The organism is Sphingomonas fuzhouensis (assembly GCF_034659795.1).
GTDB classification, from domain to species: Bacteria; Pseudomonadota; Alphaproteobacteria; order Sphingomonadales; family Sphingomonadaceae; genus Sphingomonas; species Sphingomonas fuzhouensis.
This window is the reverse complement of record NZ_JAXSQY010000002.1, coordinates 190,380-215,160: the sequence shown is the minus strand read 5'-3', so window position 1 is coordinate 215,160 and position 24,781 is coordinate 190,380. Positions and strand designations below refer to the sequence as shown.

The 24,781-nt window shown below is 69.9% G+C and carries 10 protein-coding genes; 3 read left to right on the top strand and 7 right to left on the bottom strand.

Annotation, left to right across the window (positions count from 1 at the left end; translation table 11 throughout):
• Positions 1-421: 421 nt before the first annotated feature.
• The 4 genes from drmB to drmD are packed head-to-tail and all read right to left on the bottom strand — an operon-like array spanning position 422 to position 12,847.
• Complete coding sequence (gene drmB / locus U1H82_RS05630; RefSeq protein WP_322963949.1) at positions 422-2,281, bottom strand: DrmB family protein; 1,860 nt, start codon at positions 2,279-2,281, stop codon at positions 422-424.
• Positions 2,278-5,724 (bottom strand): DISARM system helicase DrmA, encoded by a 3,447-nt coding sequence (gene drmA / locus U1H82_RS05625; protein ID WP_322963948.1) that lies wholly within the window; start codon positions 5,722-5,724, stop codon positions 2,278-2,280. Before drmA ends, drmB begins: the two co-directional genes overlap by 4 nt.
• Complete coding sequence (locus tag U1H82_RS05620) at positions 5,721-9,650, bottom strand: Eco57I restriction-modification methylase domain-containing protein (protein ID WP_322963947.1); 3,930 nt, start codon at positions 9,648-9,650, stop codon at positions 5,721-5,723. The genes drmA and U1H82_RS05620 overlap by 4 nt, the downstream gene beginning before the upstream one ends.
• Positions 9,647-12,847 carry a DISARM system SNF2-like helicase DrmD gene (gene drmD / locus U1H82_RS05615; RefSeq protein WP_322963946.1) on the bottom strand — a complete coding sequence of 1,067 codons (3,201 nt, stop codon included), beginning with the start codon at positions 12,845-12,847 and terminating at the stop codon, positions 9,647-9,649. Before drmD ends, U1H82_RS05620 begins: the two co-directional genes overlap by 4 nt.
• A 164-nt stretch (positions 12,848-13,011) precedes the next feature.
• On the opposite strand from drmD, the gene cas3 reads away from it, so the two are divergent.
• Complete coding sequence (gene cas3, locus U1H82_RS05610; protein ID WP_322963945.1) at positions 13,012-15,534, top strand: CRISPR-associated helicase Cas3'; 2,523 nt, start codon at positions 13,012-13,014, stop codon at positions 15,532-15,534.
• 100 nt (positions 15,535-15,634) lie between these two features.
• The gene (locus tag U1H82_RS05605) at positions 15,635-17,839 is read left to right on the top strand and encodes a hypothetical protein (protein ID WP_322963944.1); all 2,205 of its coding nucleotides are present in this window, start codon (positions 15,635-15,637) and stop codon (positions 17,837-17,839) included.
• Here the strand turns inward: U1H82_RS05605 and U1H82_RS05600 are convergent.
• Positions 17,836-18,711 carry an alpha/beta hydrolase gene (locus tag U1H82_RS05600; RefSeq protein ID WP_322963943.1) on the bottom strand — a complete coding sequence of 292 codons (876 nt, stop codon included), beginning with the start codon at positions 18,709-18,711 and terminating at the stop codon, positions 17,836-17,838. The genes U1H82_RS05605 and U1H82_RS05600 overlap by 4 nt on opposite strands.
• A gap of 339 nt (positions 18,712-19,050) precedes the next feature.
• On the opposite strand from U1H82_RS05600, the gene U1H82_RS05595 reads away from it, so the two are divergent.
• Positions 19,051-21,492, top strand: coding sequence for a putative bifunctional diguanylate cyclase/phosphodiesterase (locus U1H82_RS05595; protein WP_322963942.1), 2,442 nt, complete (start codon positions 19,051-19,053; stop codon positions 21,490-21,492).
• Positions 21,493-21,502: 10 nt separating this feature from the next.
• Here U1H82_RS05595 and U1H82_RS05590 read toward each other — a convergent pair whose 3' ends face one another.
• Both U1H82_RS05590 and cydD read right to left on the bottom strand, forming a co-directional pair.
• Positions 21,503-23,050 carry an amino acid ABC transporter ATP-binding/permease protein gene (locus tag U1H82_RS05590; protein WP_322963941.1) on the bottom strand — a complete coding sequence of 516 codons (1,548 nt, stop codon included), beginning with the start codon at positions 23,048-23,050 and terminating at the stop codon, positions 21,503-21,505.
• Positions 23,047-24,681 carry a thiol reductant ABC exporter subunit CydD gene (gene cydD / locus U1H82_RS05585; RefSeq protein ID WP_322963940.1) on the bottom strand — a complete coding sequence of 545 codons (1,635 nt, stop codon included), beginning with the start codon at positions 24,679-24,681 and terminating at the stop codon, positions 23,047-23,049. Before cydD ends, U1H82_RS05590 begins: the two co-directional genes overlap by 4 nt.
• Between the last annotated feature and the right edge of the window lie 100 nt (positions 24,682-24,781).

The window sequence follows — 24,781 nt, the reverse complement described above, 5'->3', positions numbered from 1 at the left end:
GATTGATGCTATTTTCCCCGCAAGTGCGGGGGAGTCCACCCGGTACTTAAAAGCATGGGGCAATCCGCGCCATATGCGCGGAAACAGATAACGTCCCTTTGGCGCGACCAGCCAAACCTCCGCATCGAACAATGTCAATTTGAACAAATGTCACAAGATTGCACTTGTTTAGATCGCCATTGGATTTCGGTGCTGTGTACCTAGAATTCCACCATAGTGTCAGGCGAGCAAGTGTAGACGCTTGCAGATAGCTGCGTCTCACTCTGCGCGAGGGAATGGAGTGATTCGGGTCGAGCACATCTGGTTAATGAGCTTATTCACATTGTGAGTCAATAAGACACACTACAGTGATTAAAAGCATGTTCAGCCATATCTTGTGCTCAACAGCATGTTAGGATGCTACGGTGAATCGCCGTTAGCCTCACTCGAACAGCCCCGTCCCGCCCGCCAGGATCGTCTGCGCGGTCAGGGCGCGGTCGAGATAGAGGTTGCGCGCCTCGCAACTCGTCTCGGCGACGAGCAGGCAGCTATGGCAGGCGGCACCGCTGAGCGCGCGGTCGTCGGTATGGGCGTCCGGATCATGCTCGGCGCAGATCGGATCGCCGGAGCACAGCACCAGCCGGTCCAGCGCTCGCTCGGCGATCGCGCCCAGCCTCGGCAGCACGGCGACCAACCCGCCCAGCGTCCCCTGCGTGCCGGTCGAGGCGGTATAGATCAACAGGCCGAAGCGCTCGCCCTCGTCATCGACGATCGCATAGAGCCGCTCCTTGAGTGCGGTCGCCGGATAGCCGCAGTCGAGCGCGATCTCGTTCATCAGCGCGTGCGAAAAGCCGTGCATGGCATAATAGGCCAGACGTGGAAATTGCAGCCGCGCGCCATAGAATTGCCCGGCCCGCCACCGGTCCCATCCCCGGTACAGCGCCTCGCCGCGCGCCATCACCGCCGGGCGGGACAGCCAGTCGCGAATGGCCTGCGGATCGAAGCGCAGGAAGATGCCTTCGCCGCGATGCTCGACCGCGGGCAGCCATTCCAGTTCGGTGGCGAGTGCTGCGCCCTCGACCGCCAGATACAGTTCCTCCAGATCGCCGTCTGTTGCGGTCGGGGCCGCCTCGAATCGGGTAAAGCCATAGAGGCAGGCGACCTCGCGCAGCCGATCGACCGCCACGGCCGAGGCGATCGGGGCGAGGCGGGGGCGCTCGCCGTCCCACGCCGCGCGGGTCAGGGTGCGGGCGTGGAGCCGGGCATCGGGCGCATCCATGCCGATCTGTGGCTGGCCGGAGGCGAGCAGGTCGAACTCGGCGACCTTGGGGGCCTTGGCGAGCGACTGGTTGCCACTCAGGCGCAGCTGGCCGATGCGGGTCACCACCTCGCCGTCGCTCCACCCGGCGAGTGCGGCACGCAGCGCGGGGTTGGAGCGGCGGGCGATCGCCATCTCCGCCTCGCACGTCACCCAGTCGATCGCGTCCATATGCGCCTCGACCAGCCGCGACAGCTCGTCCTCGGCGGCGGGCAGCGAGATGACGGTCAGCACCTGCGGGAAATAGGCGTTGGTCGCGGTGCGGGTCAGGAAGCGCAGATTCTCGCTACATGCGCCGGGCTCGGGCGTGCGCAGCCAGGGACGACGCCCCCGGCACCCGCCGAGCAGCCCGGTCGCCTGCGCATCACGCAGCGACAGCGCCGCGCCGCAGCCGCAGACGACACGGGTCGAAGCCGGATCGCCCGAGGTGCCACGCTCCTCCAGCCAGAGCGGCTGGATGCAGCGCCCCTCGATGCCGATATGCACCACCTGGGCCCAGTTGATGTCCTGCAAATGCCCCTTGCGGCACCCCGCGACGAAGCGGATCGGCGTCACGGGCACACGGCGGCCCTCGTCATCGACCAGCATGTTGCGCCCGCGCGGATCGAGATCGCGCCAGCGGACCAGCCGACGGCGGCGGACCTCACCCAGCTCCTCGGCATCGCGCGCGACGAACCAGGCGGGGAAGATGCGCGCCTCGACGCCGGGCGGTTCGGTCGCCGTACCGGCGCTGTCGGCATCGGCAGGCGGCGTGCGCAGGGTCAGCCGGGCCTCCTCGGCCAGTCGCCCGCTGGCGCGCATCAACGTCTCCAGCACCGCCGTCGCGCGCGGCTCGTGGATCGGCTGCCAGCTGCCGCGCTCGCGCATGTGCCACAGGTCGAGCCCGCCGATCACCACCGATCGGGTGGGCAGGTCGACCATCGCGCCGGGGCCGAAGGCGGTGATGAGCTGCGACTGGCGCAGCGTGATGGGTTTGGTGGTCATGCCATGTCTCCCGCGCCGCCGACCCGTTCGCCATCGGGGCCGCGCGGCTTGATCCGGACGCCGGGCTCGACATCGCGCATGCTCCATCCGGCCTGGAAGCGGCGATGCTCGGGGGTAAGCTGGTCCAGCGCCGGGTCGAGCGGCGGGTGGAGCAGCCGGTGCGGCCGATCCTCATAGGTGAAGCGGCCCCCGGCGGCGGTCTGTTCGACGGCGATGGCGATCCAGTCGTCCAGCAGCGTCTCGATCTGGACGGCCAGCGTGTCGCGAACGTCCGATGGCGCACGCTCGACCAGATGCCGAACTACCGCCGTACGGGTGCCGGGCATGCGGGCGAGTGCCTCGACCGCGCCCGACGGGGTGAGCGCGGGGTCGAGATGCCGCGCGATCGCCACCACCACCGCCGCCAGCGTGCGGTCCAGCGCGCGTGGCGACCAGGGGGTGACGCTGGTCGCCTCCACCGCGCGGTAGAAGGTGTCGTGGAAATGGCCGAACTGCTCGAAATGCATCCGGTCGCGCGGGCGGTGGACGTTGAGCACCACGACGACCATGCCGGGCCGCGCGGGGTTGCGGCCGACGCGGCTGGTAGCCTGAATATATTCGGCCGCCGTCTTGGGCTGTCCCTGCACCAGCATCAGGCCCAGCCGGTCGATGTCCAGCCCGACCGAGATCATGTTGGTGGCGAGTGCGACATCGACCGGCTGATCTTCCGCGCTGTCGAACGTCGCCTCCAGCCGCCGCTTCGCCGCGGCGACCTGATCGGTCGACACGCGCGAGGTCAGTTCGACCGGCTCGCCCAGTTCGCGATCGGCAAAGGGCCGGTCGGAGGGCTCCAGCCGCCGCCGCTGCGCCCCGTACCGCGCGAGCCGGGCGGCCACCTCGTCCTCGACGATCCGCCGCGCGCCGCCCAGTTCGCGCAGTGCGTTGAAGTAACAGAGTGCGGTGCGATAGGCGTCGGCCTCGTCGCCATCCTCGGCCATGGCCTGCGCGGCGCTGAGCAATGTCACCAGCGCCTGAAGGAAGACCAGCTTCGGCCCGCGCCCGGCGGCGGCCAGCCCGACATACCAGCGCGTCGGATCGGCCTCGCTCTCGGCGCGCGTCAACGCGAAGAAGCTGTCGCGCCGGTCGAGGCCCGGTGGCGGGAAGATGCGGGTCCGGTCGCGGTCGAACAGCGCGCGGATCTGGTCGCTCGCGCGGCGGACGGTGGCGGTGGAGGCGACGATCTTGGGGCGCACCCGTTGTCCGGCGATCTCGCGGGTGGCCAGCCGGTCGATCGCCGCTTCGTACAGCCCCGCCACGGTGCCGAGCGGGCCGGAGATCAAATGAAGTTCGTCCTGCACGACCAGATCGGGCGGATCGAGCCGGTGCCCGCCATCGAGCGCACGGCCCTGACCGGGCTCGGCCGCGCCGTAGAAACCGCTGTCGTCGGCGCGGTCGACATGGCCGAAGAACGCGCCCGCCTGACCGTTCCAGGGCAAAGCGGCGAACTTGTCGATCGTCGCGATCAGGAAGGCGGGGAGGCGGCGGTAGATCGCCTCGTCCACCGTCACCACCGGCAGCGCGCGATCGCCGGTGAACGGGCACGTGTCGCTGACGCAGCGCAGTTCCAGATTGGTCGGCGCGTCGGCATGGGGAACGCACCGGAAGCTCTGCGGAGTGAAGGCGGTGCCGCACCATGGACAGGCCTTGATCGGCGCGGGCGCGCGCGTGTCGCGGCCGGTGGTATAGGCGCGAACCCGGCGGACGGCGGTGCCCTCGGTCCGGTCGCCCTTGCGGCCCAGCTTGTTGGGGCTGGCATCGGAGCCGACCCATAGCCCGATCTCGATCGGCCAGTCGCCCAGACGCGGACGGCCCGCCACGTCGCGGTAATCCGGCCCGTCGCGTAACAGTTCCAGCGCACAGACCAGCCCGGCGGCGCGGCCCAGCTGGTCCAGCGTCAACAGCCGCAGCGTATAGCGCATGATGACCGACACGCCCGCCCCCAGCAGCCCGCTCGCCCCCAGCCGCCGCAGCGCGATGGTGAAGGCGGCCAGGCCCAGATAGGCTTCGGTCTTGCCGCCGCCGGTCGGGAAGAACAGCAGGTCGGCGATGTCGCGGTCGGGATGGCGCTTATCGGTCATGCCCGACAGGTTGAGCAGGATGAAGGCGAGCTGGAACGGCCGCCATGCGGGCGCCGTATCGGTGGGGCGGCGCGCACGGGTGGCATCGGCGACCGCACGGTTGGCGATCTCGAAGGCGAGGCGGACCTGCGCATCCCGCGCCAGCAGTGCGATACCCGCCGCGATCCGGCCCCGCGCCTCGTCCTGCGCGGCGATCAGCGCGGCGGCGGTGCGGCCACGCTGAGCTGCACTGGCCAGATCGGGGGCGGTGGCGGCCGTGCGCTGGTCCTCCGCCCAGTGGTGATAGTCGGTGACCAGCGGGATCAGCGCGGCGTGCAGCGCCTGCCCATCCCCCTGTGCCAGCGTCGCCAGCGCGTCCATGCCGAAGACGACACCCGGCACCGGCGCGGCCACCGTCCGCTCGACGGCGGCGCGGGGGAGGTGGGTGGTGTGGACGCAGCGGACCATGCCGTCCTCCTCCACGACATGCGCCGCCGCACAGCCCAGCCCGGCGGCATAGGCGGCGCTGTCGCGGTAGTGAAGATCGGCGAGCTGGTCGTCCCAGTCGTCGCGCGCGATCCGCGACAGGTCATGCTGCGCGACGAAGCCGTTCGCGCAGTGCAGGCGCAGCGTCGCCTGAAAGGCATAGGCCAGATCGCGATATTTAGAGGGCGGCTCCAACCGCTTATTGACCAGGAAGACGGTGACGACCTGCACCGCGCGCCGCGATCCATCGGCCAGATGCAGCGCAAAGGGACGCGCCCGGATCGCCAGCTCCAGCGCGCCGCCCGGCCGCGCGGTGGCGGCGGTGCCGGGCAACGGATGATGCGTGACGCCCTCGGCCTCGGCAGGCAAGGGCAGGGTGATGCGATGCTGGCGCGCCACCCGCCGCCAGCTGACGGGCACGCCCTGCGGCTCGCCACCGGTTTCCAGCATCTCGGGGGGCAGCGGCGGCTCGGGCACATAATCGCCCCAGTCGATCGTGGCCTCCAGCATGCGGACCTCGGGCGCGACCATGGTCGACAGGCCGATCGTGCTGGGCAGGAAACGCCGCCGGGCGGGCGGAGCCTCGGGCTCGTCATGATCCCCCGCCGCGCCGCCCGCGCCGAACGCCTCGACATCGGACAGCAACCCGTCGACCTCGTCCCATTCGGTGTCGGCATCGGCGGCGGGCTCGACGGTCAGCTCCCGGGACGGCGCGATGAAGCCCGCCAGATACCAGCGCGACGGATTCTCGCCCGCTGGCAGGCGTTCGGCGGCAAGGTCGTGATCCTCCGCCTCGCTGGGGCCGATCAGGTTGCGGCGCAGCCGCCGCACCATCTCCGCACGCACGCCGCTCGCGTTCACAGCATCCGCTCCATCCTGACCCGTTCCTCGTTGAGCTTGAGCAGGCGTGCCAGCACCGCATCGCGGAACGGCGCGGGCCAGAAGAGGCGGCCCTGATAGCGATGATCGTCCTCGCTCTCGGAATCGAGGAAGACGGGCGCGGCCTCGGCGGCCAGATCGTCCCAGCCATAAGCGGCCAGCACCGCCCGATCCATGGCATGGTGGAGCGCGCGCAGCGTCGCGATATCGTCGTCCGTGTCGGCGGCGCGGTGGAAGCGATTATAGGTCGGCGTCATCCCCTGATCCCGCGCGATCATCAGCGCGGCGCGGTGGTCGTGATAGGCCTGGCCTGCGGCTTCGAGGTCGGGGGAGTCGGCGTAACCGGGGGGCAGGGGGAAGGTCTCGAAACAGTCCGACGGCGTGTAGCGGAGGCGGTCTTCCAATGTGGACGCGAAGAAGCGGGTCCAGACTTCGTGGACGCGCGATTGCAGTATGGCGAAGGCCGAATTGGATTCCATCGCGAAGTTGACCAGCGTCAATGCAAGAACCTGGTCGCTGGGAACAAATGCGAAAGCGTGATGTGGTGAAACCTGGGGGCGTACCATCACCTTATTCAAAGAAGAGATCGCTTGGTAGAGTTGAGGAGCCTTCTCGGCGAACTGCCACCATTTGCGTCGGCGTAGTTCGCGATTGTCGCGATCGCGTTCCGGTTTCACCAGGCGTTCGACGATTTCGAGCAGTGCGGGCCAATCGGCTGCCACGCGGTCAGGATAGTCGTGCGCTACCAAGCCGGAGCGCAGTTGGTCTGCCCGCTCCCGCTCTGACAGCGATGCCCAGTTCTTTCCGTTTTCGATCCGTCGAAGTGGCATGTCGCCAAAATCGATCGTGTACCTGCTATGGGATATGATCGGCGAGTTGTTGACTTCTTCGCCCCCAAGATAGGGCCTGATGCGATTGGCATTGTCGGCATGGGCGGCGATCAGTTCGCTCATCATGTCGATCGAACTGGCTTTGCCTTTGCTGTAATTGACGTCGTCGAATGTGAAGCCCATGCCCAACAAGAACGACCCGATAAACGCCTTCCCCGCATTCTCCCGCAACGCCGCAGGCGAGCCATCGAGATCGCCCTCCATCAGATAGGCCGAAATCCGCCGCACCGGCCGGTCGTCCAGCATCGGCGTCACGTCCGCCGCGCCCTTCATGACGAACACCTGCGCGACGACGACCGCCGCTTCACCTTCCCAGCGGTGGCGGCTGACCGCGCGGATGATGGCGCCGCCCTCGGCCAGGATTTTCGTCAGGCCGGTCTCGCGCGTGTCGCCCTGGCGGATGGTGTTGGTGGCGATCAGGCCGAATGCGCCGCCGCGCCGGAGCAGGCCATAGGCGCGGCGGAAGAAATGCGCCGCCAGATCGGCATTGCCATGTGCGCCCGTGTGGAGCGTCTTCAGCCAGTCGGGATAGGCCGGGGCATGGCCCGCCGCGATGGTGTTCTTGCCCGCGAAAGGCGGATTGCCGATGATCGCGTCGAAACCGGGATTGGCGCGGTTGAAGACATCCTCGAACTCCAGCTCCCAGTGAAAGGGCGTGATGCCGATCGGCGGTTGGCGCAACGCGTCGCGACAGGCTTGCAGCCGGGCCCAGCTGGCGGGCGTGGGCGCCAGCACGCATTGCTGCACCTCGGCCAGCCGCGCGGCCCGCTCACGCGCGGTCGTGCCGGTGAAATAGGACCAGAGTATGCCATCGGCGACCAGTTGCGCGCGCGCCAGCGCGAAGGTCGCTGCGTCATGCCGCTGTTCCTGCACGGCATAGGGCGCGATCTCCGCCTCGACCCGCATCAGGCGGCGCAGTTGCGCGGCGGCGTCGATCCCTTCGCGCACGATCGCCTCGACGAAACCCTGCTGGCCCGACACCTTGTCCCAGGTGACGGCGATGATGTTCGGATTGGGCAAGCCCACCAGGCTGTCGCCGCAGCGCAGGACCGCGTCGAGAAAGGTGAACTCATGCGCGCTCGCCAGCGTCTCCAGCCAGAGCGCCAGCTTGGCGAGATCGATGGCCAGCGGATTGCGGTCGACCCCGCGCAGGCAATGCTGCGCCACCAGCCGCTTGGCGTGGAGCAGATCATCCTCGTCGGCGGGAATGGTCGGACGCTGGGCAGGCCAGCGGGTCCAGGCGGCGACCAGCCGCTCGCCGAGCTGGCGACACGCCTCGACCAGGAACGCGCCCGATCCGGCGGCGGGATCGCAGACCTTCAGGTCGAGCACCTGCGCGGGCCCCGCATCCGGGCCGATCCGGGCAAAGGCGGGGGCGAGCGCGTGTTGGACGATCGGGCGGGTCAGCGAGGGTGGGGTATAATGGCTGCCGGTCCGCCGCCGTTCGTCGGTCGGTTGCAGGATCGGCGTCCCCGCCGCCACCGGCTGTCCGCGCGGGGAGGCACGCGGGTCGGTCACCGGGCCGAGTGCGGCGGCGAGCGCGGCGACATCCTCGGCACCGCGCAGGCTGCGTGACACGGCGGCGGGCCAGGCGGCGCGGCCGGTCCAGAGCTTCAGCGCGCGCTCGCGCTCCGACGATTTGGTGGCGGCCAGCGCGTCCAGATCGACCCAGACCGGCACCTTGTTGCCCTTGCCCGCGCGGATGGCGAGCATGATGCTGGGCGCGCGCTGGACGGTGAAGCCCATCACCGCCTCGTATACCGAGCCGATCTGCTCGACGCTGAGCGCGCGATAGGCGACCCGTTCGCCCTTCAGCATCAACAGGCTGTCGAGCACCCGCAGGATGCAGCCATCTCCGACCGGCAGCACGCATTCGGGCTGGTCGGGCGTGTCACGGCCCAAGAGGAAAGGGAAGGCCGCCTCGCTGAACAGCTTGCCGCCCCGCGCCTGCATGAAGCCCGAGGGATGGCCGCGATCGACCAGCCGGAACAGCGCCAGCAACCGCCCCCAGGCCCCGCGCCGCTCGTCCATCGTGTCGGGATAGAGCGCGGCATCGTCGCGCAGCCGCAGATGCAGCCCGCCCAGCGCATAGCCCTGTTCGTACAGCGCCGCCGCCATGCCGCCCGGTGCGGACGGCATCAGCTGCCGATCCTCGGCATAAAGGATGAAGACCAGCCGCAGCAGCACGGTCAGCAACCCCTTGTAGAGCTGATCCGGGTCGCCCGCCGCCAGCGCGCGGATGCGCGGACCATCGGCGGCGTCCAGCCCGCGCAGCAATTCGTGCAGGCCCGCCAGCACCTGTCCGGCGAGCCGGTTGGACACCTCGGCCTGCGCCGCGCGGCTTTCGGCGAGGATGGCGGGCAGGCGGTGTGACGGCGGCCCGCTGAACAGCACATGGGCGTCGAGCAGCAGCTTCAAGCCCGCCAGCATCGCGCGGCCCGAGACATCGCCCAGCCGCGCCAAGGGCCAGCTGATATGCCCCGACGCCTCGCCGCGCGGGACGACGACCAGCCGCAGGACCGGTTCGGTGGCGGGGCCGTCCTTGCGCCCGGTTTCACCCGCGCCGACGATCACCCCGGCCGCGACGCCGGTTTCGCGGAGCAGCCGCTCGAACCGCTGCTGCGCGGTGGCCTCCCAACCGGGCAGCGTGCCGCGTCGGTCGAGGATCAGGTCGGGTGCCTCGATCCGCACCAGCAACTGGATCGTGCCGTCGGGTGCCGGGATTGCGCCATGCGGCTCCAGCAGCGTCTCCTGCTCGCGAAAGACCACGCGCAATCGGTCGGGCAGGGCCTCGTCCCGCAGGATACGCCCGTCGGGCCAGCCCAATATCTCGCGGAAGAACGACCAGGGATCGTCGGCGAAGCCCGCTGCCGCGCGCACCGCCGCTTCGCCATCCGCCGCGCCCTGTGGGCTGGGCCAGAGGCCGATCCGCGCCAGCGCGGCGGGGGCGACGACCAGGCCGACCGGCTGGAGATAACCGATCCAGTCATGCCGACCACCGGGGATGGGGCCGCTCATGCCACGGGCCAGAGATAGACGAGGCCGATCGGCTCCAGCCGGGTGGCATGGATGCGCGCGGCGGCGCGGAGCCGTTCGGGCTCGCGGACCAGTTCGTCATCCAGCCGCGTCGCGGCGCGGTCCCAGGAACGGCGGTCGGCGGCGCGTTGGCGGGCCTCTTGCGGATCGAGCAGCAGCGCGAGCTGACCGTCATCCTCGCCCCGTTCGCGCAAAATGCGCGCGATACGCTGGCGCAGCAGGGTTTCCAGTCCGCGTGCCTCGGCCTCGGCGCGGCGGGTAAGTTCGGCGGCGACCTTCTCGACCCGCGCTGCCGCCCGCGCCTCCAGCACAGGGCGAAGATCGGTCACGTCGCGCAGGGCATGGGCGGTTGCCTGGGCAGCGATGGCGGGTTCGGCGTCGCTGGCGTGGCGCAGCGCCTCGATCAGTTCCTCCAGCACCCGCGCCTCGGCCTCGCGCCCCTCGGCCAGCGCCCGCAACCCGCCGGTGTCACGCCAGTCGGCGGCGACGCTCAGCACCTCCTCATGCAGTCGTGCGGCCTGTTCGCCGAAGAGCGCCAGTCGCCCGAGCAGGATGACGCGCGGCGAAAGCGTGGCGGCGGTGCGGATGACGCAGGCGCGTTCCAGCCCCTGGCGGAAACCCGCCGACAGGAACCGCCCGAGCAGGCGGCGGACGAGCCGATGCTCCAGATGCAGCTGCACCACATCGCCCGCATCGCGCCCATCGGGCAGGATGGCGGGGGCGAAGCTGATCCGGCGGACATCGGCATCGGCGCTCGCCCGCCATTCGCCGGGCCGCTCGCCGGGGCGGATCGGGCGGGCGCGCAACTCGTCGAGCAGCGGCTGCCAGCTCGGATCGGTCGCCAGCCTATCCTGATCGAGCGCGAAGACCGGCGTGTCGCCGACTGCCGACGGGCTGGCCCAGCCACCACCGGCACGGGTCAGCGCGAGGCCGACCACCGATTGCAACTCCCCCGGATCGACGCCGACCCGCGCACGGGCCGTCTCCAGCGCCTTGGACAGATCGGCCTGTTCGCGCTTCAACCGCGCCAGCCGAACGTCCGCGCCGTCGTCCAGATCGCGGACCGCCGCACGGACGCGCTCATCGGCTTCCTCGTCATCGATCCGTGCGGCCAGATCGCGCGCCGCCGCCCGGTCGATGCCGCCGCCCAGCCGATCGGCGATGCGTGCGCCCAGCACTTGCCCCGCCGAGCCGAGCTGGCGACGGATCAGCTCGGTCTTGCGGACCAGCGCGTCGAGCACGACGTCCTCGGGCCGTTGGGCATAGACGAAATAACGGCAGGTGACGGTCGGGCTGGGTTGCAGCTTGCGATCGATCCGTCCGTTGCGCTGTTCCAGCCGCGACGGGTTCCAGGGCAGGTCGACATGGATCAGGTCATGGCATTGCGCCTGAAGATTGATCCCCTCGCGCGCGGCATCGGTGCAGACCAGGATGCGCAGCGGATCGGCGGGATCGTTGAAGGCGCGCTTGATCGCCTCGCGCCGCTCGGTCGAGGTGATGCCGGTGAAGCTGTCGATCCGCCGCGCCTCATGCACGTCCTCGGGGTCGACCAGCACCGCCAATTGCCGCTGGAGCCAGCGACGCGTATCCTCATATTCGGTGAACAGGATCAACCGCCGCTCGCGCCACCGGCCTTCGGCATCGAGCAGATGCGTGCGCGCCCAGTCCAATATCCAGTCCATGCGCGCATCGCTGTTCGCGCGCGCGGCCTCCGCCACGGCGAGCATTGCGGCGGCCTGGCCACGTTCCTGTCGCAACTGGTCCTGTGACGCCCCGGCCGCGCCGGTCATGGCCTGACGTTCGGCCTCCGCTTCGACGCCGCGGTCGAGCAGGTTCAGCGCGGCATCCTCGTCCTCCATCCGGTCGGGCGCTTCCGGTTCGGTCGGGGGTGCCACCTCGCGCACCGTCCCCGCGATGGCGCGGTCCAGTCCGGCCAGATGCACCCGCAGCGTGCGGGCAAAGGCCGGGATCGACGACAGCAACCGCTGTTGCAGGCCGACCATCGCCAGCCGCGCCCGCACGCCTTGTGCCCCCGGCAGTCCGGCGATCCGCCGTTCGCGCAGGCGGCGATAGTCGGCGAGCATCGTCGCCAGTGTCAGTTCGGGCGCATCCTCGGCCAGACCATCGAGCAGGATCGGTTCAACGATCCGTTCGGGAAAGGCCTCGCCCAGCGCGCGCAGGTCGCTTTTCAGCCGCCGCACCATCACCGGCTCCAGATCGGCGGGGCGGACGGTCAGCCCGCGCGTGAAACGCTGCGGATCGAGCAGTTCGAGGAGCGTCGCGAAGCTGTTGGCATGGCCGTTATGCGGCGTCGCCGACAGGAACAGGCGATGCTCGAACCGATCCGACAGGTCGCGAAGCGCGCGGGTGAACTGGCTCTCGATCGCATAACGACCATTGCCCGAGGGTGCGGCATGATGCGCCTCGTCCAGGATCAGCAGCGAGCGGGCGCGGAAGTCCTCCAGCACGTCCCGCAGGCCCGCGACATAGGCTTCCTCGCCGAGCAGCCGGTGCGACAGGATGAAACGCGATCCCGCCGCCCAGGGGTTTGCGCCATAGCCGCGCCGCCGCCGCAAGTCTTCGAGGTGGCGCGCATCGACGATCTCGAAGGCCAGGCCGAACTTGCTCTGCAACTCGTCCCGCCACTGGCCGGTCATGGCGGCGGGCGCGACGACGACGGTATAATCGACCCGGCGGCGCAGCAGCATCTCGCGCAGGACCAGCCCGGCCTCGACCGTCTTGCCCAGCCCGACATCGTCGGCGATCAGCAGGTTGACGCGCGGCAGGCGCAGCGCCTTGCGCAAGGGAAGCAGCTGATAGGGATCGAGGCGGATACCGGCGCGGAACGGTGCTTGGAACAGGTCGCGCTCGGCCGCCGTCGCGGTGCGCCAACGCACGGTGCGTAAATAGGCCGAGAAGGTCGCCGCGTCGCCGCCCTGCGCGCCCAGCGAGGCCCAGGCTTCCTCGTCATGCAGCCGCGCGTCCACCTCCGCGCTCCACAGGACCTGCGCATCCTCGCCGCTGGCATCGTCGTCGATACAGGCCAGGCGGTGGCCGGAGAGCGGACCGTCGGGCTGCGCCTCGACCATCCACAGCCGTCCGCGCAGCGACACGAACTGGCCGACGCCCGGGCCGGACCCACGGGGCGAAGGCATGGCAAAGGCGGCCGTGTCCGACATGTCGATTGTTTGATCCTCCCGCTTATCAGGATGCTGGCGGGCGCAGATGTTGCAATGAAAGGACGGATCGAATCGGATGTATTTCCAGGCGTGGAAAGGATTGCGTCGGCCATTGTCGACGCTAGTCTTTCGCGCGGGCGCGTGTCGCCTTGGGGGAGCGGGCGATGACCGATGCGGGGCCTTGGGCAAAACTGACCCGTGCCGATGACGGGACGTTGACGGCGATATTGCCGCTGCTCGACCATTGCCTGGATGTCGGCGCCGCTTTGGAGGGGGTTCTGCCGGTCTGGCTGCACAGTTTGGAAGTTGCGGCGGGGCGGCCTTTGACGCCGCAGGATATGGCCCGGCTGATCGTGCTGGCCGCGCTGCACGATCTGGGCAAGGCCAATCACGGCTTTCAGGCGCGGATCGATCCGGCGGTGAAGCAGATCGTCGGCCATACCGGCCCGGTCGCCGCCTTGTTGCGCCATGCCGGTTTCAGACAGAGTATCGCAGGAAAGGCGCTGTTGGAGGTCATCACGTCCTGGGGCGCAGCGGACCTTTTCGCCGCCGTCATGGCCCATCACGGCAGGCCGCTGGCCGAATTTCACCGATCGGCGGGTCGCGAAAAGGAAGATGTGTGGAAGCGGCATATCGGGCATTGGGAGGCCATTCGCGGCCATGATCCCAAGTTCGATGTCGTCCATCTGATCGAGGCCCTGCGTGCCCGCTGGCCGCTCGCCTGGCAGGTGGGTCCACCCTTGCCCGATGCACCACGCTTTGCGGCGCTGTTCGCCGGACTGGTGACTCTGGCCGACTGGCTGGGTTCGGACACGCGGCGTTTCCCGGTCGATGGCCCGCACGGCATGGCGCGCGATGCGCTACGGCGGACCCAGGCGGGCGCGGCGGCGGCGGCACGGGGTTTCACGCCGCTCGCCACGCCGCCTGCGACGTTCGAGACGATATTCGGCAATCCGCCTTATGCCTTTCAGGCCGACGCGGCCGCCCCCGACCTCGGCCCGGTCGCGCTGATCGAGGCGGAGACCGGATCGGGCAAGACCGAGGCGGCGCTCTGGCGCTGGCTGGAGATGCGGCGGCGGGGCGAGGTCGATGGCCTGTTCTTCGCGCTGCCGACCCGCTCGGCGGCGGTACAGCTTCACGCGCGGGTCAACGACGCGGTGAAGACGCTTTGGGGTGCGGACGCCCCGCCCGCCGTGCTGGCGGTGCCCGGCTATTTGCGGGCGGGCGATGCGCACGGACAGGCGCTGCCTGGCTATGCGGTCCGCTGGGACCGGGGCGAGCCCGGCGGGGCGGAGGATGCGCGCTGGGCGGCGGAGCGGGCCAACCGTTTCCTCGCGGCGCGGGTGGCGGTCGGGACGATCGACCAGGCGCTGTTGTCGGTGCTGCCGGTCAAACACGCCTTTTTCCGCGCCTCAGTGTTGGCGCGCAGCTTGTTGGTCGTCGATGAGGTCCATGCCTCCGACGCCTATATGACCGGGCTGCTCGAACGGTTGCTGGACCAGCATGTCGCGGTCGGTGGCCGGGCTTTGCTGTTGTCGGCGACGCTGGGCGCGGCGGCGCGGGGGCGGTTGTTGCGGACGCCGCCCGCGTCGCTCGCCGAGGCGGAGGCGCTGCCCTATCCGGCGCTGTCGGGAACGGGGCGCGCACCGCGCGCGGCCCTATCGGGTGGCGCGCGCCAGAAACAGGTGGCGATCGAGACGGCGGGGCTGATCGCCGATCCCGACGCCGTCGCCACGCGCGCGGTCGCGGCGGCACGGGACGGCGCGGCGGTGCTAGTCGTGCGCAACAGCGTGGCCGGGGCGATCGCGGTGGCGCAGGCGGTGGCGACGCGCGCGCCCGATCTGGCTTTCCGGGTCGAGGACGTGCCGACCCTGCACCATGGCCGCTTTGCCGCGACGGATCGGCAGCGGCTGGACAAGGCGGTTGAGACGGCGTTCGGCAAGGCGCGACATGCGGGCGGGTGCGTCCTGGTCGGCACCCAGACGCTGGAACAGTCGCTCGATATCGATGCCGATTTCCTCATTACCGATCTGGCGCCGATGGACGTGCTGCTCCAGCGGATCGGGCGGCTGCATCGTCATGGGCGCAAGGATCGCGGCGCATTCGCCCAGGCGCGCGTGCTGGTCCTGCGTCCCGAGGACCGCGATCTGACCCCGTTGCTGGAGCCGGGGCGCGGTGGTCGGCACGGGCTGGGCGATGTCTATCCCAATGTGCTGCATCTGGAGGCGACGCTGCGGCTGATCGAAGCGCGGCCCGACATCGCCATTCCGCGCGACAATCGCCTGCTGGTCGAACGGGCCCTGCACCCGGATGCGCTGAAGCCGATCGCGCAGGCGGGCGGGGCCGCCTGGATCAATCACGCCAGTCGCCTGGAGGGCGGCGTTCTGGCGGACGGGCAGCGGGCGGACGGGGTGGCGCTCGATCTGTCCAAGCCTTTTTTCGAACTCGTTTTCCCGGATGATATGGCGGAGGTCATGACCCGGTTGGGCGCACGTGACCTGTTGCTCGACCTGGATAGCCCGCTCGCCAGCCCGTTCGGTGGAGTGGTGGCGCGCGTGACGCTGCCGGGCTGGATGGCGGCGCGGGCGGCACCCGGTATGTCGGCCGAACGACTGGACGATCGGCGCTTCCGCTTTGGCGAGCGGGTCTATGTCTATGACCAATGGGGGTTGCGGCCCGAGGACTGACCGAGCGGGCAAAGTCTATCGCCAGTCCCGCCGGCCGGCGATAAGGCGAAGGTGAAACCTGGGAGCCGAGCTTGACCCGCATCGCATATCGGACCGGCGCATGATGATTGTGGCGGCCGCGCTTGCCGTATCCTGTGTCACGGCCGGGGCAGGGGGCGAGGTCGCCGCCGATCTGCTGAACCGCCGTATCGCCGAGCAGGTGAAGGCGTGCGGCGATGTCCGGTTGCTGGTCGCGCCGCCGGAAGCGGTGGCGGCGGCGCTGCCGCTGAAGCTGCGGGCGCGGTGGCGCGCGCCGGTCATGCTGGCCCCGGAAGGCTTTGCGATCCGGCAGGTCGGGTCGGTCACGGTCGTCACCGCGCGCGGCACGCGGGGACTGGTCTATGGCGCAGGCTGGGTGCTGCGTCATCTCGACGGGACGGGCGGTACGGCGCGGCTGACGCTCCAGGGACCGGTCGATCAGGCCCCTGCCTATGCCACGCGGCTGACCCAGATCGGTTATCGACCCAAGAACAACAGCTATGATGCCTGGACGCTGCCCATGTTTCAGCGGCGGATCGAGGATTTCGCGCTATGGGGCGCCAGCGGCGTACAGCTGATCGCGCCGGTGTCCGACGACGCGGCGACCGGGCCGCTCTTCCCCGCGCCGCCGCGCGAGACGCTGGCGGGGATTTCGACGATCACCCACCGGCTGGGGCTGGACGTCGCGCTCTATTATCCGGAGCTGGGCGATTATGAAAAGCCGGGCGCGGTGGCGACGGAGGTGGCGGCGTTCGGCAAGGTGCTCGGCGACCTGCCCTATGTCGATGCGCTCTACGTGCCCGGCGGCGATCCGGGGCATACCGCGCCCGCACGGCTGTTTCCCTTGGTGGCGCAGCAGGCGGCATTGCTGCGGGCGCGCAATCCCAGGGCGCCCGTCTATATCTCGTCGCAGGGATTCGACGCGGCGGGGTTCGAGGCCTTTTACCATGAGCTGGACAAGCGCCCCGACTGGCTGACCGGCATATTCGTCGGCCCCCAGACCCGCGATCCGCTGTCGGTCGAGCGGGCGCGGATACCGGCGCGCTATCCGCTGATCCTCTATCCCGACATCGCGCACACCATGCATGCGCAATTCCCGGTGCCGCGCTGGTGGCCCGAATTTGCACTGACCGAAGGGCGTGAGCCGATCAATCCGCGCCCTTCGGCCTATACGCATATCTTCGCCCGTTTCGCCCCGCTGACCGCCGGGTTCATCACCTATTCCGAGGGGGTGAATGATGATTTCAACCAGTTCCTCTGGTTCCGCATGGGGTGGGACCCGAAGACCGATCCCCAGGCCTTTGTGCGCGATTATGCGCGGGTGTTCATCGGCGACCCCCGCGCGGCGGCGCTACCGGCGGCGCTGGAGGCCAATTGGGTCGGCGATCCGGCGACCAACGCCGGAATAGATGCGACGCTGCGCCTGGCCGACCAGGTCCGGCCCGCCGGTTTTGCCGACTGGCGGCTCGACGCGCTCCGCTACCGCGCGGTCTATGACGCGCTGGTCCGTCGCCGTACCATCGCGGCGCGTGCACGCCGTGCAGCGGCGCTGGCGGCCCCCGATCCCGAGCGTGCGCGCGCGATCCTGGCGACCGGCGACGGGCCGGAGGTCGCAGCCCTGCTCGACCGGCTGAACGCCCTTGCCGAGCAACTGTGGCAAAAGGCGCGGCTGCAACTCAGCGTTAAACGCTATGGTGCGTCGAATATCGAGCGGGGCGCCAATCTCGACCGTGCCGATGTCGACCTGACCGGCCGTGCCTGGATCGAGGCGCAGATGGCCAAGGGCTGGCCGATCCCCGATCGCAGCCGCCGGGCGGAGGGCGCGCTCTATGACGATCTGGGGCGCCCCGATGCCGAGCCGCATCTGGTGCGCGGCCCCGGTTTCCTCGCCGATCCGCAATTCTTCACCACCGCCATCGACGGGATCGCCGACCGCACTCTGCAGGACGGCTGGTGGCCCGGCGAGCTGGACTATGCCGAGACGCTCTATGACAGCCCGCTGCGGATGCATTATGACGGGCTCGACCCGCGCCGGGGCTATAGCCTGACGATCACCTATGCGGGCGAGGATTACACCCTGCCGATGCGGCTGGTCGCCAACGGGACGATCATATTGCAGGACCACTTCGTCCGCACCGCCAACCCGATGCAGGTCACGATCGCCATTCCGCGCGAAGCGACGGCGCATGGCATGCTCGACCTCGCCTGGACCCGCCCGCCGGGCATGGGCGGCAGCGGTCGCGGCAAGCAGGTCGCGGAGACCTGGCTGATCCCGGACGCGCGTTAACGCGTCACCTGCCGGACGAAGCGGGCGACATCGGCGACCACCGGCGCGCGGCCGCGAAACGGGCGGGCGACCGCCAGGATCAGCCCGATATGCCCCAATTTCGGATAGGTGCGCAGCGTCACCGGCACGCCGCCCGCACGCAACTTCGCGGCCAGTGCCTCGCTGTTGCGCGGCTGAACGGTCTTGTCCTCGGCACCCAACAGCAGCAGCGCGGGCGGATCGCCGGCACCGGCCCAGTGCACCGGCTGGGTTTCCTCGGGGCGCGGCCATTCGCCGAACGCCGCGCGGCTGACATCGATGTCGAAGGGGGCGAAGTCATAGGGACCGGCCAGTCCGACAAAGCCGCGAACCGCCTGCCGCGCCGGACCCAGCCAGCGGTCGTCGACCGCCAGCATCGCGGCGATATAGGCACCCGCCGAATGCCCCATCAGCACCAGGCGATGGGGATCGCCGCCATATCCGGCGATATGCCCCTCGGTCCAGCGCACGGCGGCCGCACCATCCTCGACAAAGGCGGGATAGCGTATCGCGGGGACCAGCCGGTAATCGGGGATGACCACCACGAATCCCTGCGCCGCCAGGGCGCGGCCGACAAAGGCATAGCCGCTACGCGTGCCGCTGTTCCAGCTGCCGCCATAGAAGAAGACGATGACCGGCCGATCCCGCACGCCGGGAGCCTTGGGCGCATAGATGTCCAGCGTCTGCCGGGCATCGCGGCCATAGGCCAGGCCGCTCGCGACCCTCGCGCCCCCGCCGTCCTTGGGGACCAGCGTGTCGAACGCGGTCAGCGGCGAACAGGCGGCGATCAGCAGCCCGGCGGCCAGCGCCAAGCGGGCGCGCGAGGCGCGGGCAATCGGATGGGACATCGTCATTCCTCCTCCATGGCGAAAGCGTAAGCCGACCGCCAGCGGTGCGTAACCGGCCCGTCGATAATCAGGCCGGTCCGCCCTCCGGCGACGCAGCGCGGCGAAATCGCGGAGGAAAACCAAATTGGCACAGCGGCTTGAGATACCGACATTGACGCAGGCGGAAAAAAGGGGGCAGGGGCCAGCGCTGGAACGCGCGGCGAAGCTGGGGGGCTTCATGGGACGGCCGCGTCCGTGTCCACGCAATTTAACCTACGCTAAGGGCGGATCGGCATGGTGGCCGCGAAGGTGGCATTGAACGTCAGGGCGTGGGGGCTCGCATGGCTGCTGCTCCTTGCGGGACTGATGTCAGGGACCGCGTCGGCCGCGCCGATCGACCTGCACCGGTCGGTCTGTAGCGCCGTCCTGCCCGCGCAGGCCACCAACGCGCAGGTGCTGGCCGCACCCTATCGCTGCGGGGCGCAGGCACCGACGCAGAGCCCCGGCTGGCTGTGGCTGCGCCTCGATACGTCGTATCTGGGGGCGCTGCCCGCGAACTGGGATCTGCTGATCGATCAGACGCGGTTCGATCGGATCGCGGTGCTGATCGTCGGCCGGGACTCGACCACCCGCGTCTCGCGCAGCGCCTATGAACTTGCGGGCCATTGGGCACCCGGCGGACTGTTGAAATTCGTGATCGCGCCGCCGGGCCGTGACGTGCGCGGGCTCTATATCGGGTTCCGGCGGATCGATGACCTGTCGCTGATGCGCAAGGTCGTCGCCCGGCCGGGGACGGCGATGAACGGCGCGGATGTCGGCTGGCTGGTGCTGACCGGGCTGTTCGCGGGCACCCTGTTGTCGGCGCTGGTCTATAATATCGTGATCCATACCGGGCAGCGACCGGCCTTTCAGCGCTGGTATCTGCTCTGGGTGTCGGTCGCGCTCGTCTATGGCCTGATCTGGACCAACACCGCGGCGCTGGCCATTCCCTGGCTGGTCGGCCCGATCGCGTTCCGGCTGGACTATGTGCTGATCGGCCTGATGGTCGCGGCGTGCAACATGTTCTTCTTCTCGGTGATCGAGGAGGGGGTGTTGCCGCGCGGATTGACGCGGATCGGCCGGTTGCTGGCGGTGGCGGGCGCGGTGTTCGGGGTGCTGGCATCGGCGGACGCATGGCTGCCCGTGGTCCTGACCGATCAGCTGCTCAGCTATACGATCGCGGCGACCTCGATCGTGATCGCCTGGTCCTGCGTGGTTGCGGTGCGGCGAGGCAGCCGGGTCATCTGGTTCTACCTGATCGGCTGGACCCCGGTCATCTGCCTCTTCCTCGCGCGGCTGGCGCGCAACCTGGGGTTCGTGGGCCAGAGCGATGCGGTCGACATGGCGACCTTCGTCGCGCTCGGGTTCGAGGCGCTCGTGCTGTCGCTGGCGATCGCCGACCGGTTCCGCCTGATCCGGCAGGAACTGGACAAGGCGCGGCAGCGGCGCGAAATCGACCTGGCGGAGACCAAGACGCTGCGGCTCGCCGCGCATACCGACTTCCTGACCGGCCTGGGCAACCGTGCCGCCTTTCAGCAGCAGGCGAACGCCCTGATGAAGGCCTCGATGCCGTTCAGCCTGTTCCTGGTCGATGTCGATTATCTGAAGGAGGTGAACGACCGTCTGGGCCATGCCAGCGGCGACATGCTGCTCTGTCATGTCGGCTCGGCGCTGGCCGGGGTGGTTCAGCCCATGGCGGATGTGCGGGTCGCGCGGATCGGCGGCGACGAGTTCGCGATCCTGTGTCCCGGCCCGCTCGCGGCGGAAACCGCGCTGGCCGAGGCGATGGCCGCGGTGCAGGGCGAGGTCTGGCACCCCACCGACCGCAATCGCACCATGTCGCTCAGCGTCGGCTCGGCGCGTTATCCCGAGGATGCGGCGGCGCTGGACCTGCTCTACCAGAATGCGGACTTAGCGCTCTATACCGCCAAACGGCTGGGGCGCGGGCGCTATATCCGGTTCGATCCGCTGCAACGCAGCCTGCGCGACATGCAGATCGCCTTCAACGACGAGGCCGAGCAGGCGCTGGAGCAAGGCCAGTTCGAACTCTATCTGCAACCCATCGTCTCGCTCGAGACCGAGGCGGTGTGCGGGCATGAAGCGCTGCTGCGCTGGAACCATCCGTATCATGGCCTGATGACCCCCGACAGCTTTGCCGAGGTGCTGGTCGCCGAACGGGTGGGCCTGCGCATTCAGGATCATGTCCTGGAAATGGCGCTGCTCGCGCTGCGGGACCGGGGCGAGGAACTGGGGCTGCTCAGCGTCAATTTCACCTCGGCCCAGCTGGCAGGCGCGCGCGCGGCGCGCAATGTGCTCGCCCGGCTGGCGCATCACGGCATCGATCCCGCCCGTCTTTGTGTCGAGGTGACGGAGGGGGTGATGCTCGACCGGGTGGCCGACAGCATCCTGGCCAATCTGCGCACGCTGCACGATGCGGGGGTGTGCATCGCGCTCGACGATTTCGGCACCGGCTATGCCTCGCTCGTCCATCTCCGCCAGTTGCCGGTCGACCGGATCAAGATCGACCAGTCCTTCGTCGCCGGGCTGGACGAAGGCGAGGGCGGCACGCTACCCATCGTCAGCGCGATTGTCGGGCTGGGTATCGGGCTGGGCAAGGTGGTGATCGCGGAAGGTATCGAAGCCGAATGGCAGGCGGATCGCCTTCGCCAGCTGGGCTGCCAGCTGGGGCAGGGCTATCGTTATGGCCGCCCGATCCCCTTGTCGACGATCGAGGAACCCGATCCGGCACCGCTGACCTCGGTCTGCTGAGCGGACCCGCTCATGCCGCGATCATCCGCTCGTCGGCCGGATCGCCGACGGCATGGCGGATCGGACAGAGCGCCAGCAGCGCGGGGCGGTGGGTCACGACGATCAGTCCCTGTCCCGTCCGCGCCAGCCTGGCGGTCAGGCGGTCGATGACCCGGCGTTCGGTCCGCGCGTCCAGCGCCTCGGTCGGCTCGTCCAGCAAAAGCCATGGCGCCGGGGCGAGATAGGCGCGGGCCAGCGACAGGCGGCGTCGCTCACCGCCCGACAGGCGGGTGCCGTCCTCGCCGATCCAGCTGTCGAGCCCCTGGGGCAGGGCGTGCACGACCTCGGCGAGGCAGGCATCGTCGAGCGCCTCCCACATGGCGGCATCATCGGCACTGGGATGGGCGAGCCGCAGATTGTCGCGGATCGTCCCGGCCAAAAGCTGCGCGTCCTGCGGCGACCAGGCGAAACGCGCCCGCCTCTGGGCCGGGGCCCGATCGGCGTCGCGCAGGCCAAGCAGGGTTTCGACCAGCGTCGTCTTGCCTGCGCCGGACGGACCGGTGATCGCGATCCGGCTGGTCTTGGGGAGGTAGCCGAACACGGGCAAAGCGGGCGCAGATGCCGCGTCGCCCGTCATGAACAGGTCGGCCAGCCGCGCCTCGGCCTCACGGGTCGAACCGCGCGCGGCGCATTCGCGCAGGAAGGGCATCAGCCCGTCGATCGCGGTCACCCCGGCCAGTGCGGCGAGCGATGCGAGCGGCACGCCGCTCGGCCAGGCGAGCAGGAAGGCGCCGACCGCCGCCATGCCCGTGGCCGTCGCCGAAACGCCCTCGATTGCCCCGAAGCCGAGCATCTGCCGCCGCCGGGCCTTGGCCAGCGCCGTGTCGACCGTGGCGATCCGCGCCAGTGCGGTCTCTTCCATGGCATAGCAGCGCAATTCAGGCGCGGCGGCGAGATAGGAAGCGAGCAAATCGCGCAACGCGCCCTGCAGTCGCTGTACGTCACGGCCCGCTTCATCGAGCGACCGTGACAGGCGGAAGGCGACGGCCAGCACCGCCATGACCAGCAGAACCAGGGCCAGTGCGGCGACAGGGCGGGCAAGCCAGCAGAGCGCTGCGCCGCTCGCCACCGAAGCCACCGCGCCGACCCGTGCCGGGCGGCGCGCGATCGCCATCTCGACCGCGCCGACATCCTGCACCAGCCGTGCACTGGCCTCGCCCGAGGTCAGCCCAAGGGCACGGGCGGGCGGCGCGGCGGCGATGGCGCGGTAGAGGGCAGGCCGGACCCGTGACAGGATCGCGAAGGCGGCGGCATGCCCCGCCAGCCGCTCGCCATAGCGGGCGCCGGTCCTGACGATGGCGAGCAGCCGGATCGCCGCACTGGGCAGCAGATAGTTGAAGCCTTGCGCGACGACCGGCCCCGCCAGCCCCGCCGCGCCCGCCGCCGTGATGAACCAGCCGGACAGGCCGAGCAGCGCGACGGTCGCGGCGGCCACCGCAGCGGCGAGCAGCCCGGCACGGATCAGGCCCAGGCGCTCGCGCCGCATCTCGCCTGTGAGCAGATCGGAAAAGCGGGTCATGCCATGTCTCCCAAGCGGATCACCCGGTCGGCGATGGCGGCCAGACGGGACGAATGGGTGGCGATGATCGCGGTACGCCCGGCACAGGCGCGGGCGATGACGTCGACCATTTCCGCCTCGGCCAGCGCGTCGAGATGCGCGCTGGGCTCGTCGAGCAGCAGGAGGGGGGCGTCGCGCAACAGCGCACGGGCGATGCCGATCCGCCGCCGCTCGCCCCCCGACAGACCGCCGCCGCGTGCATCGATCCGGGCGTCGAAACCGCCGTCGCGCCGGGCGAGTGCGGGGCCCAGCCCCGCCGCCTCGGCCGCCGCCGCGATCCGGTCGCACGAGGCACCCGGCTGGCCGAGCGCGATCGCCTCGCCGATCGTGCCGGGCATCAACAGGGGATTCTGCCCCGCCCAGGCTGCCGCGACCGCGCCGCCGGAGGGCGGGGGCAGGCCGTCGATCAGCAGCCGCCCCTCGGTCACCGGCGCCAGTCCGAGCAGGGCGTGGAGCAGGCTGGTCTTGCCGCTGCCCGAGGGGCCGACCAGCGCCACCGTCTCGCCCGGCCGGATGGTCAGTGAGAAGGTCGTGACCGCCGCGCGATCGCTGTCGGGATAGCGGATGGTGACCCGGTCGAACATGATATGCGGCGGCGCGGCCGGGGCCAGCGGCGCGGGGCGGGCGGGCCGGTCGAACAGCGGGGCGAGCCGGGTCGCGGCCGTCTCCGCCGCCTGCCGTTCATGATAGGCGGCGGCCAGACGGCGCATGGGGGCGTAGAATTCCGGCGCCAGCGCCAGCGCGAAAAACGCCTCCGGCAGCGTCAGCGTTTCGGGCGTCGCGAAGGGCAGCAGGCCGAGCAGCGCAAAACCGCAATAGACCGCCACGAGCGCGACCGACAGCGCGGCAAAGAACTCCAGCGTGCCCGAGGACAGGAAGGCGACGCGCAGCACGCCCATGGTGCGCGTGGCGAGTTCTTCCGACGCGGTCCCGATCCGCGCCGCCTCGCGCTCTTCGGCACGAAAGGCGAGAACGACCGGCAGGGCGCGCACCCGGTCGGCGAACAAGGCGGAGAGACGCACAAGCGCCGCGAATTGCCGCCGCGAGCGATCCGCCGCCGCGCCGCCCGCCAGGATCATCGCTGCGACGAAGGGGATCAGCGTGCCGAGCAGGATCGCGGCACTGACCGGACTGGCGACGGCAATCGCGGCCAGCACGATCATCGGCGCGATCGAGGCCGCCCGTCGCGCGGGCACGAAGCGCGCGGCATAGCCGTCCAGCGTATCGACCTCGTCCACCGCCGCGCCGACCAGTTCCGGCGCGCTCGGCCCGCACCCGGCCATGCCGCCGAACGCCGCCCGAACGATGCGCGTTCGGGCATGCATGGTGGCGTCCCGTCCCGCCGCCGCGCCGCGTGCCGATAGCGCCACGGCAAGCCCGGCCCGCGCCACCCCTGCGACCAGCGTCAGTCCCAGCCAAGGTAGAGTCGCACTCATGTCTCCACCATGGCCGATCGCCCCGGCCAGCCCGGCGGCAAAGCCGATCGCGGCCAGCGTATCGCCGATCATCAGCCATTCGGCCCCGCGCGATCCCAGGGTCAGGCCGACGAGCGGAGAGGGGGCGGCGCGGCGGCGTGAGGGGATCGTCGTCATGCGGGGGGGATTAGCCGCTGCCCCGACCGCCCCGAATACGGGACTTCCCGTATATCGATGGCGACGCGGCAGGCCGATGAAGCCGCCCGAGCCCGGCGCC